Origin of the sequence: Campylobacter parajejuni (assembly GCF_046764905.1) — a bacterium.
Classification (GTDB): Bacteria; Campylobacterota; Campylobacteria; order Campylobacterales; family Campylobacteraceae; genus Campylobacter_D.
Genome location: NZ_JBKORB010000001.1, coordinates 1 through 17137 on the forward strand (window position 1 = coordinate 1; position 17137 = coordinate 17137).

At 34.1% G+C, this 17137-nt stretch carries 17 protein-coding genes; 6 read left to right on the plus strand and 11 right to left on the minus strand.

Going from position 1 to position 17137, the window contains the following annotated elements:
• Nucleotides 1-256: 256 nt before the first annotated feature.
• From ACLL8X_RS00005 to ACLL8X_RS00025, 5 genes are read right to left on the minus strand one after another with little or no spacing between them, the layout of a single operon-like run.
• A complete protein-coding gene (locus ACLL8X_RS00005) occupies nucleotides 257-1081 on the minus strand; it encodes an ATP-grasp domain-containing protein (RefSeq protein ID WP_489671743.1) in 825 nt (274 codons plus the stop codon).
• Nucleotides 1062-1499 (minus strand): pseudoazurin, encoded by a 438-nt coding sequence (locus ACLL8X_RS00010; RefSeq protein WP_411988911.1) that lies wholly within the window; start codon nucleotides 1497-1499, stop codon nucleotides 1062-1064. The genes ACLL8X_RS00005 and ACLL8X_RS00010 overlap by 20 nt, the downstream gene beginning before the upstream one ends.
• A 10-nt stretch (nucleotides 1500-1509) precedes the next feature.
• Nucleotides 1510-2280: an ABC transporter ATP-binding protein gene (locus ACLL8X_RS00015; RefSeq protein ID WP_411988912.1), complete on the minus strand. Its 771-nt coding sequence runs from the start codon at nucleotides 2278-2280 to the stop codon at nucleotides 1510-1512.
• A complete protein-coding gene (locus tag ACLL8X_RS00020; protein ID WP_411988913.1) occupies nucleotides 2267-3325 on the minus strand; it encodes a FecCD family ABC transporter permease in 1059 nt (352 codons plus the stop codon). The genes ACLL8X_RS00015 and ACLL8X_RS00020 overlap by 14 nt, the downstream gene beginning before the upstream one ends.
• A gap of 46 nt (nucleotides 3326-3371) precedes the next feature.
• Nucleotides 3372-4481: an ABC transporter substrate-binding protein gene (locus tag ACLL8X_RS00025; RefSeq protein WP_411988914.1), complete on the minus strand. Its 1110-nt coding sequence runs from the start codon at nucleotides 4479-4481 to the stop codon at nucleotides 3372-3374.
• Nucleotides 4482-5216: 735 nt separating this feature from the next.
• Here ACLL8X_RS00025 and ACLL8X_RS00030 point away from each other — a divergent pair.
• The 3 genes from ACLL8X_RS00030 (at nucleotide 5217) to ACLL8X_RS00040 (ending at nucleotide 8249) form a co-directional block, all read left to right on the plus strand.
• Entirely contained in the window at nucleotides 5217-6611 is a 1395-nt protein-coding gene (locus ACLL8X_RS00030) for a major outer membrane protein (protein WP_411988915.1), read from the plus strand.
• Between the two features lie 99 nt (nucleotides 6612-6710).
• The gene (gene cmoB, locus ACLL8X_RS00035) at nucleotides 6711-7601 is read left to right on the plus strand and encodes a tRNA 5-methoxyuridine(34)/uridine 5-oxyacetic acid(34) synthase CmoB (protein ID WP_411989216.1); all 891 of its coding nucleotides are present in this window, start codon (nucleotides 6711-6713) and stop codon (nucleotides 7599-7601) included.
• A 69-nt stretch (nucleotides 7602-7670) separates the two neighbouring features.
• A complete protein-coding gene (locus ACLL8X_RS00040) occupies nucleotides 7671-8249 on the plus strand; it encodes a hypothetical protein (RefSeq protein WP_411988916.1) in 579 nt (192 codons plus the stop codon).
• A 1-nt stretch (nucleotide 8250) separates the two neighbouring features.
• On the opposite strand, the gene ACLL8X_RS00045 is transcribed toward ACLL8X_RS00040, so the two are convergent.
• Together ACLL8X_RS00045 and ACLL8X_RS00050 are read right to left on the minus strand one after the other, a co-directional pair.
• Complete coding sequence (locus ACLL8X_RS00045; RefSeq protein ID WP_002855981.1) at nucleotides 8251-8424, minus strand: hypothetical protein; 174 nt, start codon at nucleotides 8422-8424, stop codon at nucleotides 8251-8253.
• 8 nt (nucleotides 8425-8432) lie between these two features.
• A complete protein-coding gene (locus ACLL8X_RS00050; protein ID WP_411988917.1) occupies nucleotides 8433-8960 on the minus strand; it encodes a thermonuclease family protein in 528 nt (175 codons plus the stop codon).
• Between the two features lie 67 nt (nucleotides 8961-9027).
• Between ACLL8X_RS00050 and ACLL8X_RS00055 the strand changes: the two genes are divergently transcribed.
• Entirely contained in the window at nucleotides 9028-10296 is a 1269-nt protein-coding gene (locus ACLL8X_RS00055) for a M20/M25/M40 family metallo-hydrolase (RefSeq protein ID WP_411988918.1), read from the plus strand.
• Here ACLL8X_RS00055 and ACLL8X_RS00060 read toward each other — a convergent pair.
• Both ACLL8X_RS00060 and ACLL8X_RS00065 read right to left on the minus strand, forming a co-directional pair.
• Nucleotides 10279-11526 (minus strand): MFS transporter, encoded by a 1248-nt coding sequence (locus ACLL8X_RS00060; RefSeq protein ID WP_411988919.1) that lies wholly within the window; start codon nucleotides 11524-11526, stop codon nucleotides 10279-10281. The genes ACLL8X_RS00055 and ACLL8X_RS00060 overlap by 18 nt on opposite strands.
• A gap of 34 nt (nucleotides 11527-11560) precedes the next feature.
• Nucleotides 11561-12400 carry a cysteine ABC transporter substrate-binding protein gene (locus tag ACLL8X_RS00065; RefSeq protein WP_411988920.1) on the minus strand — a complete coding sequence of 280 codons (840 nt, stop codon included), beginning with the start codon at nucleotides 12398-12400 and terminating at the stop codon, nucleotides 11561-11563.
• Between the two features lie 209 nt (nucleotides 12401-12609).
• Here ACLL8X_RS00065 and ACLL8X_RS00070 point away from each other — a divergent pair, with 209 nt between their 5' ends.
• Both ACLL8X_RS00070 and ACLL8X_RS00075 read left to right on the plus strand, forming a co-directional pair.
• Complete coding sequence (locus tag ACLL8X_RS00070; RefSeq protein ID WP_411988921.1) at nucleotides 12610-13725, plus strand: JlpA family lipoprotein adhesin; 1116 nt, start codon at nucleotides 12610-12612, stop codon at nucleotides 13723-13725.
• Between the two features lie 96 nt (nucleotides 13726-13821).
• A complete protein-coding gene (locus tag ACLL8X_RS00075) occupies nucleotides 13822-14562 on the plus strand; it encodes a YaaA family protein (RefSeq protein WP_411988922.1) in 741 nt (246 codons plus the stop codon).
• A gap of 40 nt (nucleotides 14563-14602) precedes the next feature.
• On the opposite strand, the gene ACLL8X_RS00080 is transcribed toward ACLL8X_RS00075, so the two are convergent.
• Together ACLL8X_RS00080 and ACLL8X_RS00085 are read right to left on the minus strand one after the other, a co-directional pair.
• Nucleotides 14603-15754 (minus strand): M20 aminoacylase family protein, encoded by a 1152-nt coding sequence (locus ACLL8X_RS00080; RefSeq protein ID WP_411988923.1) that lies wholly within the window; start codon nucleotides 15752-15754, stop codon nucleotides 14603-14605.
• Nucleotides 15754-16977, minus strand: coding sequence for an MFS transporter (locus ACLL8X_RS00085; RefSeq protein ID WP_411988924.1), 1224 nt, complete (start codon nucleotides 16975-16977; stop codon nucleotides 15754-15756). The genes ACLL8X_RS00080 and ACLL8X_RS00085 overlap by 1 nt, the downstream gene beginning before the upstream one ends.
• Between the last annotated feature and the right edge of the window lie 160 nt (nucleotides 16978-17137).

The following is a 17137-nucleotide window of genomic DNA, read 5'->3' on the forward strand; positions in this document are numbered from 1 at the left end:
ATCCAAAATAGGCTTTTTGCGGTAATAAGGATTTAAAAATTCTTTTTCATTTAGAGTTTGAAATTTCATACTTAACCTTTAATTAATATAGAGTAATTTTAGCAAAATATAAATCAAAAGGGTATAAAACTCCAAAGAGCGTTACACTAAGCACACTTTACTTATGATGACGGATATAAAATCATTTTCACTAACATTGCTAAAATATCTTAAAGGTGTTTAAAAACATATTCCAACAAATCTTCTTAAATCCATTCTAAAAATAGCTCTCAATCAGCCTTTTTGCGAAATTCTCACTGGCATTTAAGCAAAGATTCAAATACAAACTAGGTTCTATAAGTTCGACTTCATTGATAAAAATGCTCCCATCTTTTTGGGGCAGTATATCCACCCTAGCATAGAGCAAAGGCTGGGGACTAAACACTTCTAAAGCCCTTAAGGCTAGTTCTATCCACTGCTCTTTTACATCCTTAAAAAGAGCTGTTTGCACCCCATAATTTGAATTAGCCCTCCAATCTTTTTGCACCCTTCTATGCACCGCGTATTGGAAGTGCTTTTCAAAAAATACAAGACAAAGTTCGCCTAATTCATAAATACTAGCTATAAAAGGCTGGATTATGGCACCTTGTGGAAATTCATCCGCCCCAATAGCCCTATCATCTAAAAATCTCACTCCCCTGCCACTTTGCCCCACCAAAGGCTTGATGATGGGCTTTTTAAAAGAATGTGCGTTTGCCTTAAAATTCTCAAGCAAAACACTAGGAATAATAGGCAAATTAAAGCGTTCAAGCTCAAAAAGATAATCTTTTTTGCTATTTTTCAAAAGCACACTAGCAGGAGTGGTAAAGCTAAATTCCCCTAAAAATTGCTTAAATTTTTCATAATGCAAGGCATAATCCCACACGGCTAAGGGCAAAATCAAGGCTTTATCCATATCCTTAGCAAAAAGCTCCTGCCATATTACAAATTCGCACTCTAAGCCCCTTTTTAGCAAAAGCTCTTTTAAATGTTCTAAAGCTTTATTGGCATTAGGATAGTCCTTGCAAGTTGCGATAAAAAGCTTAGTGAATTTGCTTGGCATATTCACTCAAACGCCCTTGATTGCTTAAGGCTCTGCGTTCTAGCTTTGGCACAGCTTCATCGATTTTAGCCTTATTGACCGCCTTGCCCACCTGTATGATACCCACCATACTCATAATGCGATGCGGGGGACACTCATAAATATAAACCCCTTCCGTGTCAAATTTAAAAGTCGCTTTTTCATCAAGTTTGCTTTCAAATTTTGCCGCACCCTCAGGCACTAACACACTCTTAGCCCAATGACTTTTGTGTGTAGGCACAAAAGTAACACTATCGCCCACTTCTATATGTAAAACAGCCGGTTCAAAAACCATAGTTTGACCCTTTGCGTCCATATCAAGCATTTTAACCTCATAATCCTTAGCCCACGCACTGCTTACAAGCAAGGCTAAAAGCACTAATTTTAATATTTTTTTCATCTTTTCTCCTTTAAAGTAAATCTTTGTAAGCGGATTTGGCTAAGACACAAGGAAGCCCCCGCTCACAATAAAAAATATCCGCATTTATCCTATACACCTCCTTAATCAAATCCTTATTCAATACCCTTTTAGGACCCCCTTTAGCCCTAATCTTAGCTTCGTGCAAAATCACAAGCTCATCGCAAAATTGTGCCGCTAGGGATAAATCGTGTAAAATCATAATCGTTAGTAAATTTTGCTTTTGAGTATATTGCCTGACCTTTTCAAGCAAAATACATTGATGGTGTAAATCAAGAGCCGAAACAGGCTCATCTAAAAGCAAAATTTGGGGTTTTTTAATCAGCACAGAAGCAAAATTTACCATCTGCCTTTGTCCGCCTGAAAGTGTGCTAATATCCCTGCTGCTTAGGTGTAAAATGCCAAGCTCTTGCATAATGCTAGCCGCATTTTTAATTTGCTCATCGCTTAAATATATCCCAAGCCTATCCATAAGCCCTAGCAAAACCACTTCCAAAGCACTTAAACTCGCCTCGATAAAATTATCCTGAGGCATATAGCCTATGCTCTTTTTCCAAAGGCTGAAATTTTTAATCACTTGCCCATCTAACTCAAGCACTCCTTTAAAGCCAAGCTCACTAAATATAGCACCAAGCAAAGAAGACTTACCCGCTCCATTAGCTCCTAAAATAGCATAGACCCTACCCCGCTCAAATTCCAAATCAATGCCATCTACGACACAAAAATCCTTACGATAGACGCTAAATTGCTTAAGTCTTAGCATAATTTTTCCTAGAAAAAATAATCCAAAAGAAAAAAGGCACGCCCACTAAAGAAGTGATAATCCCCACAGGAAATAAGGCTCCGGGTATAATGATTTTAGAAAGCACGGATGCTATGGATAAAAAAGCAGCACCTACAAACATCGCACTAGGCAAAAAAAATCTCTGATCTTCTCCTACCAACATTCTGGCTATATGAGGAGCCACAAGCCCTATAAAGCCTATCACGCCCACAAAGCTAATCGCAGTAGCTGTCATTATAGAGACTAAAACTAGAGTTTTAAAACGCAAAAAGCTTAAATTTATCCCCATACTCCTAGCCCTTGATTCGCCAAGCTTTAAAGCGGTCAAAGCCCAGCTGTCTTTAAGCAAAAAAAGCACACAAATTAGCGTTACTAAGCTGACTATGGGTAGATTAGTCCAGCTTGATTTTAGCAAGGAACCAAAAAGCCAAAATAAAATTTGCTGAGAAATTTCAGGAGCGGAAAGGTATTGGACTAAGGATAAGAAAGATTGAAATAAAAAAAGCAAGGCTATACCCACTAATACAAGCATAGCCGAACCAAAATTCTTTAAACTCGCAAAGCCAAAAAGCACACAAGCTGCTAACATAGTCATCAAAAAGGCTCCAATAGGCACAGCCACCATCAAGGGCAATCCAAAGCTACCAAAGGCTATAACTAAGGACGCTCCAAAGCCACTAGCCGCTGCTAATCCTAGAGTATAAGGACTTGCCATAGGATTATTAAGCAGGGTTTGAATTTCAGCCCCACCTATACCCAAAGCAGCCCCTACAACCAAAGCCATTAAAGCCATAGGCAATCTTAAATCATAAATGATAGCTAAGTGGGTTTTATCCACTTCTAAGTCAAAAAGTGGCGATAAAAGGGCATTTACCACTTCTTTGGGCGAAAGCAAAGAAGGACCTGTGGCTATGTCAAAAACTAAGGATACAAAGGCTATAACTAAAAAAGCTAGAATGATATAAAGCCTTTTAAGCTCTCTTTTTCTATGCTCTTTTAAGCTTTGTTCAATCTTATCTTGCATCACCAGCCTTTCAATCCACTTAGCAAAATAAAAAGCTTAAAAATTCTCATTCTGCCCTAATTCCAAAGGTGCCATCAGGAACAATAGGCAAATATTTTTTATGAAAATCTATATAGGTTTGAATAGGCTTAATATCCTCAAAAAGAGTAGGATATAAAGCTTTTGCAATATATTGTATCATAGCCGCATCAGCTAGAGTGCGTGAAGCTCCCATATAAAGTCCATAAAGTCTATCTTCTTTAATAGCAGGCAAATCACTCCAGCCCGGGCGTTTTTTATAGGCTTCAAGCCTTCTTAAAGCTTCGCTTTGTTCTATGTGTATGCCCATTACCATAGCTTCTTTGTTTTTCTTTAACTCCGTTTCGCGTCCGGCTATCATTATAACATCAGGCTTTGAGGCTATGACTTGCTCAGGGTTTATAGGTGCCCACTGCTTGACAAAGGGTGCGGCTATATTCTCGCCTCCTGCTAAATCAATCAAAGACCCCCACATATCTTTACCATAAGTAAAGCCCGTTTCATTAGGACCCTTATTGCCAAATTCTATGTAAATTTTAGGCTTAGGTAGTTTTGCTTTGGCTATTCTAGCACTCACTTCATCAGCTATACCCTTATAAAAGCTCACTAGCTCATCGGCTCTTTTTTCCTGCCCTGTGATTTGCCCTAGAATTTGTGTGCTTTTGATATGAAGGGGAACACTTTCTCTATTGTAATCCAAAACAACAATAGGAATACCCGCTTCCACTAAAGGCTCAAGGTCAAATTCCAAAACCTGATACTGCCAAGCTGCCAAAATAAGCAAGTCAGGCTTTAAAGAAAGCACCTTTTCCACAGAAAATGTCCCTACTTCCACCTCGCCTACATCGGCTAACTCATTTAGCTTCGGCACCGCTTTGCTATAAACTTCCCAGCTACTAGGAGTCCAATCGGTCCAAACCGCCTTAGAAAAGCCCACGACATTATCTAGTGCTTTAACCCCGCCCACAGCTAAATAATCTGTGTAATAAAAGCCTAACACTATGCGTTTAGCGGGTAAATTTAGCTTCACTTCCCTATCTAGCACATCCTTAATAAGAACTTCTTTAGCCAAAACAAGGCTAGGCAGAAGCAAGAATGCTAACAAGAGCTTTGAAAAATACCTTTTGAAAATGTCCATCTTGTATCCTTTAATGTGATTTGTCTTTGCTAAAATTTAGAGCATCTTTATGGCTTAGTGGGCTTTAGCTTTTTCTGTTTTAAAGCTAAATCCAACAAAATCAGTAAAATAACGCGTTAAATTCAAGCAACATTTTGATAATAAAAATCATATTCTAACTAAAAAAACTTAAAGCAAAATTACAACTTATTCTCTTAAATTTCCAGCTTTATAGTATTTTAGATAAAATTCTCAGTTTATCTTAAAAATAAATAAGAAGTTAAAAAAATCGGATAATAATGAAAATAAAATCCAAAAATATAAGAAAAGACAGCAAAGCATATCTTAAGTAGAGCTAATAAATTTTCTTTAAAAAAGATGGGAACTAAGCAAATTCTTTTTTAAAAATAAACTAAAAATTTCAAAAAAATAATCATAAATACAAGCAAAACATTCAGCAAATATAAACAAATTTTAGAGAATTTTTACAAAAAATGTTACTTTAATACTCATTTTTTAAATTTTTTACCAAATTTTACACTAAAAAATATTTTTTTACTCAAAATACTATTTTATGGAACTTTAAACAAGTTTTTAAAAAAATATCAAAAAAAAAAAAAAAAAAAAAAACGATTGTAGAGACTATTTAGAAGGATTTTGAACGTAATTTTGTTAAAAAAGTGGATTTAAAACAAGCTTAAAGCTCACTAATCTACAATTTTTAATATTTTTAAGAAGTAAAAAAGGAGAACACTTATGAAAAAATTTAGATTAAGCTTATGTGCGTTGGTAATTTTACCTTGTGTTACAAATCTAAACGCTGCTTCTCTTGATGAAGCAATCAAAGATATAGAAGTGGGTGGTATTATGAGATATCGCTATTATTTTGGCGATGGAGATAATAAAGGTGGTAACGAAAATAGAAAAATCCAGTATTGGGGTGGCATAGCTTCACCTGAAGTAAATCAGTATCATCACTGGAGAACGGGTATAGGTGCTAGGGGTAATATAGCCGATAATTTCAAGGCTACGGTGCATTTTGAATACTCAGATGGAACCTATGGTTACGGAAACAATTCTCAAACCAATACAGGCAAAAGCTTTGCTTTAAAGCAAATTTACCTTACCTACGATGCGGATGCGACTCAGGTAAAAATGGGTAGGCAGTATGTCGATACGATTTGGGTAAGTCCTAGTTGGTATAAATCAGGTCTTGCTAAGGACTTTTATGGCGGACTTATAGGCACAGGCGTGATAGCTTCTAATACTAGCATAGAAGGACTTACTCTCAATAGCTATATCTTTGATAGTGTAGCTTGGGGTGCAACGGGGCTTAGTCAGGGAACTTTTAACAATCAAGTCGTTTATGGCGATTATGGCTCTGACGTGCAAAGCGATGTGGGTAGCTGGATAGCAAGAAAAAATTTTTACGCCGCATCGGCACTAGGCTCTTATGAAGTGGCAGGTGGAGGTAAGCTTAATCCCCAGTTTTGGCTAGGATATTTACCCGATAGAGCGACTTTGTATGCAGGAATTTTATCTTATGAACTTGATTTAAGTGAAAATGTAAGCTATGTTTTGACAGGAACTTATCTAGGAAATAGCGTAGATAGCTTTGCAAAACAAAGACAAGGCTTTAAAAATGGCAATTTTTTCCAACTTGATGGAAGCTTAACTTATGAAGCTTGGGACGCAGGAGCCGGAGTGGTGCGATATGGAGATAGCAAGGAAAAAACTTTTACCATCATAGAAGACCAAGGAAATCTTAATATACCAGCAGGCTATAATATACTCTATACCAATGGTTCTAGACTAAATGGAGATATAGGAAGAAACACCTTCGGCTATCTTACAGGGGGTTATAGCTTTTATCTACCTAAAAAATTGCGTTTAGGAGCTGAATTTATTTATGGTGGCACTCTCTATGAAAGAAAGGAAGCCTTTAAAACCTACAAGGTAGAAAATGGTGTAGCACAAGAAGTTGCTCTCATCGGTCAAGGAGGTAAAAAATATGAGTATAGATTAACAGCTACTTATAATTACTCGCCTAAACTTACCTTCTCGGCCTTCTATGCTAATCTTAATGTAGATAGAAAAACCGAGAATGCTAATGTCTCAGTGGCTCGTTTTCAAGCCTTCTATAAATTTTAAAATTGTGTAAGTCCGCAGTGGGCTTACATCCAAAAAAACAGATAACAAGTCTTTGGCTTTGCTAAGGTTTTAATGTTATAATTTTGCCACAAAAAGCAAATTTCAAGGATAAAAATGCAAGTCAATTTACTCGAAAAACAATTTTTAAATCATCATTTATATGCTAAAATTCAAGAACTAAAAAAACTCAATATCCCTTGCAATTTTTCTTTAAGCCAGAGTGTCGATTTAATTACAAATTCTCAAGCCAAAGATGAAATTTTAAGCCTAGCAAAAGAATTAAAACCTTGGAGAAAAGGTCCTTTTCAAATAGATGAGCTTTTTATCGATGCTGAATGGCAGAGTTTTATTAAATTTGATATTTTAAGACCCTTCATCAGTGAAATTTCTCAAAAATGTGTCGCAGATGTAGGCTGCAATAATGGCTATTATATGTTTAAAATGCTTGAATTTCACCCCGCAACGCTCATAGGGTTTGACCCTTCTATCAAATACCGCTTACAATTTGAACTTATCAATGCCTTAGCTAAAACTCCTATAAAATATGAACTCTTAGGCGTAGAAAGCCTACCTGATTACGCTTTGAAATTTGATGTGATTTTTTGTCTTGGTGTGATTTACCACAGAAGCGACCCTATAAAAATGTTAAAAGCTTTAAAAGCAGGACTTAATGAAAAAGGAGTTGTTTTTTTAGACTCTATGTATATAGAAGATAAAAGAGAAATCGCTTTAGTGCCAAATAAAACTTATTCTAAAATTCCAAATATTTATTTTATTCCTAGCGTTAGTGCTTTAAAAAATTGGTGTGAAAGGGCTGGATTTAAAGAATTTCAAATTTTAGCCACAAGAAAAACAGATACAAATGAACAAAGAAAAACCCAGTGGATAGACTCTTTTTCTTTGGAAAATTTTTTAAATCCTGCTAACGAAAACCTTACTATCGAGGGTTATGAAGCACCCAAAAGAATTTATGTGCGTCTTGGTATATAAATTCTTTTTCTTTTTTGCCGATTTTGCATTTTAGATATTTTGAAAGTAGATGAATTTAAAAGGTTAGATATGGCAAAAAAAGATAATTTTGAAGAATATGTGCAACTTGAAGAATATGCGTCTGCAGAAGATATATCTCGTGTTAGAGCAGAATTGCTCACTTGTCCTGAATTAAACACCTCCCTTGCAGGGACTATTATAGAAATTGATAAAAATTATGCCAAATCCGTTTTAATTACCACAAGTGAAATGGTAGTTGATGAGCAAGGATTGATTTTTGATGCTTTTATTTTTGCTGCGGCAAATCACGTAGCACAAGCGGCAATCAATAAAGAATTTTCAGTCACAATAGGAACAAAATGTTTTTTTTACGCTCCGCTTAAATTAGGCGATGTTTTAGAGCTTGAAGCCCACGCACTCTTTGATGAAACTTCCAAAAAAAGAGATGTTAAAGTAGTCGGACACGTAAAAGAAATCAAAATGTTTGAAGGAACCATACAAGTTGTTAGCACGGACGAACACATATTTAAACTCAAACGTCCGCCACTTAACACAGCTAAACCTGCAGAAAATCAAGAACAAGGCCTTAGAGTAAATAATCCCGAAGCTGTAGCAGCCGCTTTAATGACTTCTGCGGGTGGAAAATAGCCTAAGGAGTCATTTTAATATCCACCCAATTTTTTGGGCAATCCTTATGATAAGTTCCACTCCCATCATAATACTCTTTGCAATCGTCATAAAAACGATTTGAAATCCCTCTTTCATTTACAAAACATCCAGAAATTCCTAAAGCTAGTAATATCATTAAGGTATATTTTTTCATATTTTTCCTTAGAATTTATTATGTTTTCGCCATTTATAAGGCTCTATGGGATTATTCTCTTTCCAAAAACCTAGTCTATTTTTTTTAGCATTTTCTTGCTCTTTGATATAAGCATCGCTATAATAAGTGTTAGCCCAAGCATAGCCTTTACTTACCAAAAACCAATTTATATCAATATCATCAAGCTTAACAATCGCCACAATTCTACCATAAGTATCTTTATTTTTATAGATAATTTGAACCTGCTTGTCGTTTAAAATTCGGCTTAAGGCTTCTTTGGATTGTTTTCCAAAACTTTGCTTAAGCTCGGGTGCGTCTATACCAAAAAATCTTATTCTAGTGAGTTTGTTTTTATGATTGACCTCTATAGTATCTCCATCAATAACCCTAATTACTTTTCCTTCAAAACTAGAATTTTGAGCAATATAGTTTTGAATAAAAACAAGCACAAGGGCAAAAATCAACACAGCAAAAAGCTTTTTAGGGTCGCTTAATAATTTTCTTAAATTAAACAATTTCTTATAATTTATTCTCATTTTTTAATCATTTTGCCTTTAAATTTTAAAAAATATGCCATAATTTTATCAAAACAAAGGAGATAAAATGCAAAATGTTATAGAAAATTTTAAACAATTATGCAAAATTCCTCATTGTAGCTATGAAACAGAGCAAATGAAGGATTTTTTAAGCTCTTATGCTAAAGATAAGGGCTTTAAGGTAAGCATAGACAAGGCAGGAAATATCCACGCTATTAAAGGCAAACCAAAAATTTGCTTACAAAGTCATTATGATATGGTTTGTATGGGCGATGCACCCAAGCTAGAAGTTTATGAAGAAAAGGGCTTTTTAAGAGCTAAAAATTCAAGTCTTGGAGCGGATAATGGCATAGGAGTAGCCCTTATGATGAGTGCTATGGCTGAATTTGAAAATTTAGAATGCCTCTTTACAAATGATGAAGAGGTGGGACTTATGGGGGTAAATTCGCTAGAACACACCCTAGAAGCCAAAATGCTCTTAAATTTAGACCACGAAAGCGATAATGAAATTATGATAGGCTGTGCAGGGGGAGTGGATATAGAAGCTAGTTTAAGCTTTAACACCTTCAAAACTAAGGGCAAAATTTACAAGCTTGACGCACAAAATTTTAAGGGCGGACACTCAGGCATAAATATCATACGCAACGAAAAAAGCTCCATTAAAGAAATGGCTAAGTTTATACAAGAAAACGAAGGAGAAATCATTTCTTTTGAAGGTGGAGAAAGAATAAATTCCATACCCAAACACGCTACGGCTTTAGTGCATTTTAAAAACGAAGTTAAAAGTAATGAGTGGATAAAATGCGAATTTCAAGGCGAGAAAGAAGTTGAAATTTGCAAACAAAGTCAAAAACTTTTAAGCCTTATAAATTCTTTCGCTCACGGAGTAAGAGCTTACGATGAAAAGCTAGGCATAGTGCAAACTAGCATCAACTTAGCTACTCTAAGAATGCAAGATAAACAAATCAAATTCGCACTTTTTGCAAGGTCAAACTTACTTGAAGGTTTAAAACAAATAGAATTTGAGACCTTAGAATTTTTCAAGGCTTTTGATTTTCAAGCAAGAAGTTTTAATTTTTATCCGCCTTGGGAAGGCAAACCCAACGCACTAAGCGATATGATTTTTGCGTCCCTTAAAAAAGTATCGCCTAATGCTAAAGTTTCGGCTATTCACGCAGGGCTTGAATGCGGTATCATAGAGAAAAAACAAGAACTTTTATGTGCTTCCATAGGACCTAATATCCACAATCCCCACTCAACTGATGAGCATTGTGAAATCGCCTCAGTGGAAAAAATATCAAGAGTTGTCTTTGAAGTTTTAAAAGACAACGCTTAATTCTTTTACCTTGCTTCTTGCAAAAACGCGTTTTAACAAAAGAACGCAAAGCAAGGAGCAAAGCCCCACTACTCCAAGATAAACACCTAAATACTCTTTATAAAAAGCATTCACTATAAAAGGAGTTAAAAAGCCTAAAATCGCATAAGAAATATTGTAAGCAAAACTAAGTCCGCTAAATTTAAGCTCACTCTTAAAAATTTGCGTCATAAAAACAGGAGCAAAAGTGATGATACCTTGAGAAAAACAAGCGAGTAAAAAATAAAATAAAAAATTCTCATCATAAAAGCTAAAAAGCATTCCAAAGAGCATAAAAGCTATGCTAAAAATAGAACAAATTCTATAACTCCCCCATTTGCTTGCCAAAAAGCCCTGAAATAAAGCCCCAAAAATTACCGCTAAAATAGCAAAATTTTGCACCCATAAAGCAGAAGTTTTACTCATAGCTAAAAGCTCCCCAAAATACTTTGGCAAAATCATCAAAGTCGCTACGCCACTTGTTAAAACCGTAGTCATTAAAAAACAAACAAGCATACTCATTTTGTGCGTTTTTAAAGCTTCAATTAAAGGAAAGTTTAAAATTTTCTTTTCATTTTGCACTTTTATAAATTCTGGAGTTTCGCTGAGTTTATTTCTTAAAAATAAAGCCAAAATTCCAAAAAATCCACCTATGATAAAAGGAATTCTCCAAGCATACTCTAAAACTTCTTCTTGTGAAAAATAAGTTCTTACGCCTAAAGTAGCAAGATTTCCTAGTAATAAACCTATGGTTAGGGTCGCTGAAATAAAACCAAGTGCTAAAGGAATTTGACGCCCTTTAACAAATTCACTTACATAAATCCAAGCCCCGCTTACCTCAGTGCCAATAGCCAAGCCCTGCAAAATTCGAATAAAAAATAAAATCAAAGTAGCCCCTATCCCTATGCTTTCATAGCTTGGCAAAAAAGCCAAAGCAAAACTAGGCACAACCATCAAAAGCATAGAGATATAAAAAATATTTTTTCGTCCGTATCTGTCTGCAAAATGTGCCATAAACATAGAACCAAAAGGACGCGCCAAATAAGCAGCACCAAAGGCTATATAAGCATTAATTTGCATCCAAAAAGCGTCATTTGGCGGAAAAAAGACCTTAGCGAAAATATCCAAGAAAAAGGCAAAAAGCACGAAGTCATAAAATTCTAAAATTCCACCTAAAGAAGCATAAATAATATTTTTGTATTTTTTTTGCATATTTCATCCTAAATAAAAGGGCAAAAAGCCCTTTTTAAATTTTTCCGCCTTCGATTACGACATCATCTGCCCTAATATCATCGCCAAAATGCGCCTTTAAAGTTTCATCATAAGCCTTGTGAAAAAACTGCTCTTTGCCTAGCTCAACAATTAAATTATCGATAAATTCCTTAAGCTCTTTATCCCCTTTTTTAACAGCAGGAGCGATAACATCTTGATTGCCTAATTCCTTAATAGACACTTTAAAATCAGGATGGTCTTTCACCCAAGCAAAAAGCAAGGTATTATCATGACTTAAGGCATCGCCTCTTTTATCTATCAAAGCGGCAAAGGTCTCGGTGTTTTGGTCATATTTTAAACTTTTAATCTCAGGATAATTTTGCGTAAAATACGCATCGGCTGTGGTGCCTTTGTTTAAAAGCAAGGTTTTATCTTTCAAATCCTCTACACTAGCAATGCTACTATCTTTTGGAACAGCCACACCTAAAGCAACCTTCATATAAGGTAAGCAAAAATCAACCTGCTCAGCTCTTTGAGGAGTTTGGGTAAAATTAGCCAAAATAATATCGACCTTATTGGATTTTAAAAACTCAACCCTATTTGCCGCTTCGACAAGGACAAATTGCACCTTGTTTTCATCGCCTAAGAGTTCTTTAGCTATGCGTTTGGCTAAAACGATGTCATAGCCTTGATTTACACCCTTTTCATCCACATAACCAAAAGGCGGTTTATCACCAAAAACCCCTATTCTAACAACTCCATTTTGCTTGATTTGCTCAAGAGAATTTAAAGCTTTAGAGTCTGTATTTCCCCCGCAAGCAGCCAAAACTACTGCAACAAAAGCTGTCAAAACACTTAAAAGTATTTTTTTCATTTCTTTCCTTTCTTTGAAAAATAGGCTATCGCAACAAAAATCATTGCAAGGCTAATTATACTTAAAATTATGAATATTACACTCAAATTTAAAATAAAAAATTTCTTTTTTGTGTAAAAATGTAAATCATTTTAATATTTTACTACACCTTTTATTTTTAAGTAAAAAAAGATATAATTCCCACTTATAAATTTTTAAGGAGAAAAAATATGAAAAAAAGCATTTTTCTTTCTATAGGAATGGCTATTTTGTTTTCAGCTTGCACAAAGTCCATAGATGAAAAAACTATACAAAAATACGAAAGCCAACTCAACCAAACCATCAAACAAGAGCTTTCAAATCTTGGCGAAAATTCTGGGATAAAGGTTGAATTTTCTGATTTTAAATGTAGCGGGGATAAGGAATTTATCGTGTGCTTAAGTCCTAATTTTAAGACCCTTGCCAAAGACAACGAAGGCGAATATCAAGAGCTATTTAAAGCAAAAAACATCAAAATCCGCTCCAATGAAGTCTATCAAGGCGAAGACAAAGGGACAATCGGGGTTAAAGAATACTACAATAGTCTTTTCAAAAATCAAAAAAACATACAAACAAGCTTAGTTTTTGAAAATTTACAGCTTGGAGAAAAAGTTGCTAGCGACATCAACGCAAGCTTAGCTGAACAAGATTCAAAAATACGTTCTTTTATCAACGAACTGGGTTTAGATTTTTACACCCTATCCATTGAAAATTCCGTCAATAAAAAAGAAAATAACTACGTAGATAATCTTAACATAAAGCTTTATAGTGAAAAATTAAATTTTGATACAATTTTAAATCTAAATTTAAAAGAAGACTTGCTCAATTTTTTAGACGCTCAAGGAGTGAAATTTAACACCCAAACTTTAGCTATGGATGAACAAGCTATCAGTGAATTTTTTGCTATGGCAGATACACAAGCTTCGAATTTCAGCAATACAATTCAAAAAAACATTGTTTTAGATGATTTTAAGCTTAATGCAACACTTAAAACGCAAGGGGTGTTTAATGACTATATAGCACTTGCTAAAGCAAATTTAGAGAGCCTAAAAGCTCAAGGGCAAAATGAAGAACAAGCTTTAATACTAGGTAAAGCTTTAAGCATTTTAAATAGTATCACTCAAAGCGATGATTATAAACTCAATCTTGACTTAAAATTTAAAAATATCCCTGTTAGCGACTACAGCACACAAGGAATTGACAGCATAGAAAAACTAAACATCAACAATCAAGATGCCACAGAAGCTTTAAAAATTATACTTCCATTTATTATGATTTCTATGCTAATGGGTGGAGCATCATTTTAAATTTTAAAATGATAAAAATCTCAAAAAACATTAAGAGCAGAATTAAATTCTTTGCCCTTAATGTCTTCATAATATCAACAAAAAGGTTGGGTTAAAATGAAAATTTTATTCTCTCCTAGCGAAAGCAAAAACGACAATTGCAAAGCAAAGCCTATGAATGAAAATTCCTTTATTTTCAAGGAATTATTTTCTTATAGATTAGAAGCTTTAAAGCACTATGAAGAATTTATCAAAAATGCGAATTTAGAGGATTTGCAAGAACTTTTTGGTATAAAAAAGCAAGGTGAAATAGCTAAATTTAAACACGACTTAAAACAAACTCCCACCCAAGAAGCCATAAGGCTTTATAGTGGAGTAAGTTATGAATATCTTAATTTTAAAGCTTTGGATAAAGAAAGTCAAAATTATATCCTAGAAAACACTTTAATATTTTCTAATCTTTTTGGCGTAGTAAGGGCAAGTGATACCCTACCCTTTTACAAATTCAAACAAGGGGCTAAAATAGGAAATTTTGCCATAGAAAAATTTTACAAAGAGCATTTTAGCAAGACTTTAGATGAGTATTTAAATGATGAAGAAGTGCTTGACTTAAGGGCGGGATTTTACGATAAATTCTATACCCCAAAAAAGAAATTTTATACTTATAAATTTGTAAAAAATGGCAAGGTAGTAAGTCATTTTGCTAAGGCTTACAGGGGAATTTTACTCTCCATAAGTGCCAAAATAAAAGCTCAAAACAATAAAGAACTTCTAGCAAATCTTCCTTTAAATCTAAAACTCAAAGAAATTCAAATCAAAGATTTAAAGGAAGAAATTGTGCTTGAAATTCTTAATTAAACCAAGCTAAAAGTGTTATAGACCTTACGCACTTTAAATTTTACTTAAGATATTTCAAAGCCAACCTTGCATAATAACTAGCCGCCCTTGATAAAAGCTCATCATTAAAAACATAATTAGAGCTGTGCAGATAAATATCGTTTTCATTCTCTAAAAAAGCATAAGCGCACTTTTTCATTTCGCAAAAAAAGCCAAAATCCTCACTTGCCATCAAAGGACGATGATGAAATTCGCAATTTTCTTCGCCAAAAAGCTCTTTTGCCACTTCGCTTGCAAATTCCACTGCTTCATCGTTATTCATCGTTATAGGTGCTACAACATTTTTGTGGATTTGAATTTTTATATCATTAGCCTGTGCTATGCCTTCGCAAATTTTATAAATCCTTTCTTCGATTAATTTCCTAGTTTCGTTATCTAAGGCTCTAACACTCATTTTAAGCGTCGCATTATCAGGAATGATATTAAAAGCATCGCCAGCATTTAATGAACCTATGCTTACAACAGCAGAATTTTGCGAGCTTACATCGCAAGAAACTATACTCTGCAAGGCTATAACAAGCAAAGAAGCTGTATATATAGGGTTCTTTGTCTTTTCAGGCGCACTTCCGTGTCCTCCCCTACCCATAAGCTCTATAATATAGCAATCCGATGAAGCCATCATCGCACCCTTTTTAAGATAGAATTTCTTAGCACTCCCAAAAGGCATATTGTGCCATCCAAAAACATAATCGCTATTAAATTTTTCAAACAATCCCTCTTCTATCATCGCCTTAGCACCTCCCAAGCCTTCTTCAGCGGGTTGAAAATAAAGATTTAAAGTGCCATTAAATTCTTGTTTAGCTAGGTATTTTGCCGCAAGTAAAAGAGAAGTGGTATGCCCATCGTGTCCGCAAGCGTGCATAATATTAGCTTTTTTGCTTTTATAAGCTAAATCAGTCATTTCTTGCAAAGGCAGAGCATCCATATCGGCACGAAGTCCTATTTTTTTATTACCACTTCCCTTTTTTAAAACCCCGACAACTCCTGTTTTTCCTACTCCTTCATACACTTCATAGCCAAATTTGCGTAAATTTTGTGCAACTAGTTTTGCTGTTTGTAGCTCATCAAAACCAAGTTCAGGGTTTTGATGGATTTGATGTCTTATTTTTTTAAATTCATCTTGTAAATCCAAGATTTCTGGTATTAAATTCATTATTTTTCTCCTTGTATAAAATTTTCCTTTTTAGGTAAAACAAATTGTGCTAAGATTGTTGAGATAAGAATCAAAGCAAAAATATAAACAAAACCCAAAGTAAAGCTTTGAGTTTTATCAACACTCCAAGATACAATCCACAAATTAAACGATAGTATAGCAAAAGTAATACTCCAAAAAACACTCATAATATAAGCAGTTTGATTTGGATTTGAATTTTTTAATTCTGAAGGAAGATTAAAGAAAAATGGAAACCACATAGAGAAAAAAATACCTGATAATACAGCAAAAATTTGTATCAACGCTAAATTTTTCAAAAATAACATACAAAATCCACATATAAAAATACACGCCCCTCCAGATAATAGCATTATTTTAAAAGAAACATTTTTTCGTTTAAAAAATAATCCAAGATAAGGACCAAAAATAATAGCAAAATTCGCTAAAGCTGGAATTTCTTTTTTGGTAAAATCGGCTAACTCTTTACTAAACCCTGCGTATTGTGCGTAAAAAGTCGGTAAAAAGGTAAAAAGCGAATTTAAAAATAAAATAGGTCCTATATAAAAGATAATCATACCCCAAGTTACACGAGATTTTAGAGCGTAAATCAGTTTTTCTTTGTTGTCGCTCCTTTTTTCTTCTTTTTTATTTTCGTTTTTGCCTATAAAAAGCCAAAAAATCAACAAAATTAAATTGACCCAAGCATAAAAAGATAAAGAATCTCTCCAATTTCCAAAATAATTTGAAATACTCTCAGCTAAAACAAGTCCCAAGGTAATTCCTACTAAATTCGAAGTTGTATTGAAGCTGATTATAAAATGCAAAGCCTTTTTTTCAAACCATTGTTGTGCGATGGGTACCAAGCAAACCAAAGCACAAGCTGAACCAAACCCAGTTAAAAATCTTATAATCAAAATACCAATATAACTATCCACAAAACTTAAAAATATACCAGAACTCATTAGAATACAGCCTAAGAAATATCCCTTTTTTAATCCGAATTTATAAACCAAAAAAGCAGTAAATGAAGCTCCAAAAATTTTCGCAAACACTATCATACTAGTGATTAAAGTAGCTTGTTGAGTATTTAAAGCAAGGTCATTTGAAATCAAAGGCATTAAAGAACCTGTTGCTGCCCACGAGATACTAAAAACCGCATAGACGCTAAAGATGATAAATTCAACACCGATGCGTCTAAAATGAAACATAAGCGATTTTTCCATATACTAAAATCCTTATTTTAGGTATTGATTAAAATATAACATAAAAATACAATTCAATCGTTATCTTTGATTAATTTTTAATTTAATTATTTTTTTGCATATTGTTTTGTTACTTTTTGAAAATTTATATCTAAGTCTCAAGGATAAAAACTAAAATATT

What these genes read in the sequence shown, in the direction of transcription:
- ACLL8X_RS00005 (WP_489671743.1), bottom strand. Translation starts at nt 1,081, where the DNA reads ATGCCAAGCAAATTCACTAAGCTTTTTATCGCAACTTGCAAGGACTAT.
- ACLL8X_RS00010 (WP_411988911.1), bottom strand. Translation starts at nt 1,499, where the DNA reads ATGAAAAAAATATTAAAATTAGTGCTTTTAGCCTTGCTTGTAAGCAGT.
- ACLL8X_RS00015 (WP_411988912.1), bottom strand. Translation starts at nt 2,280, where the DNA reads ATGCTAAGACTTAAGCAATTTAGCGTCTATCGTAAGGATTTTTGTGTC.
- ACLL8X_RS00020 (WP_411988913.1), bottom strand. Translation starts at nt 3,325, where the DNA reads ATGCAAGATAAGATTGAACAAAGCTTAAAAGAGCATAGAAAAAGAGAG.
- ACLL8X_RS00025 (WP_411988914.1), bottom strand. Translation starts at nt 4,481, where the DNA reads ATGGACATTTTCAAAAGGTATTTTTCAAAGCTCTTGTTAGCATTCTTG.
- ACLL8X_RS00030 (WP_411988915.1), top strand. Translation starts at nt 5,217, where the DNA reads ATGAAAAAATTTAGATTAAGCTTATGTGCGTTGGTAATTTTACCTTGT.
- ACLL8X_RS00040 (WP_411988916.1), top strand. Translation starts at nt 7,671, where the DNA reads ATGGCAAAAAAAGATAATTTTGAAGAATATGTGCAACTTGAAGAATAT.
- ACLL8X_RS00045 (WP_002855981.1), bottom strand. Translation starts at nt 8,424, where the DNA reads ATGAAAAAATATACCTTAATGATATTACTAGCTTTAGGAATTTCTGGA.
- ACLL8X_RS00050 (WP_411988917.1), bottom strand. Translation starts at nt 8,960, where the DNA reads ATGAGAATAAATTATAAGAAATTGTTTAATTTAAGAAAATTATTAAGC.
- ACLL8X_RS00055 (WP_411988918.1), top strand. Translation starts at nt 9,028, where the DNA reads ATGCAAAATGTTATAGAAAATTTTAAACAATTATGCAAAATTCCTCAT.
- ACLL8X_RS00060 (WP_411988919.1), bottom strand. Translation starts at nt 11,526, where the DNA reads ATGCAAAAAAAATACAAAAATATTATTTATGCTTCTTTAGGTGGAATT.
- ACLL8X_RS00065 (WP_411988920.1), bottom strand. Translation starts at nt 12,400, where the DNA reads ATGAAAAAAATACTTTTAAGTGTTTTGACAGCTTTTGTTGCAGTAGTT.
- ACLL8X_RS00070 (WP_411988921.1), top strand. Translation starts at nt 12,610, where the DNA reads ATGAAAAAAAGCATTTTTCTTTCTATAGGAATGGCTATTTTGTTTTCA.
- ACLL8X_RS00075 (WP_411988922.1), top strand. Translation starts at nt 13,822, where the DNA reads ATGAAAATTTTATTCTCTCCTAGCGAAAGCAAAAACGACAATTGCAAA.
- ACLL8X_RS00080 (WP_411988923.1), bottom strand. Translation starts at nt 15,754, where the DNA reads ATGAATTTAATACCAGAAATCTTGGATTTACAAGATGAATTTAAAAAA.
- ACLL8X_RS00085 (WP_411988924.1), bottom strand. Translation starts at nt 16,977, where the DNA reads ATGGAAAAATCGCTTATGTTTCATTTTAGACGCATCGGTGTTGAATTT.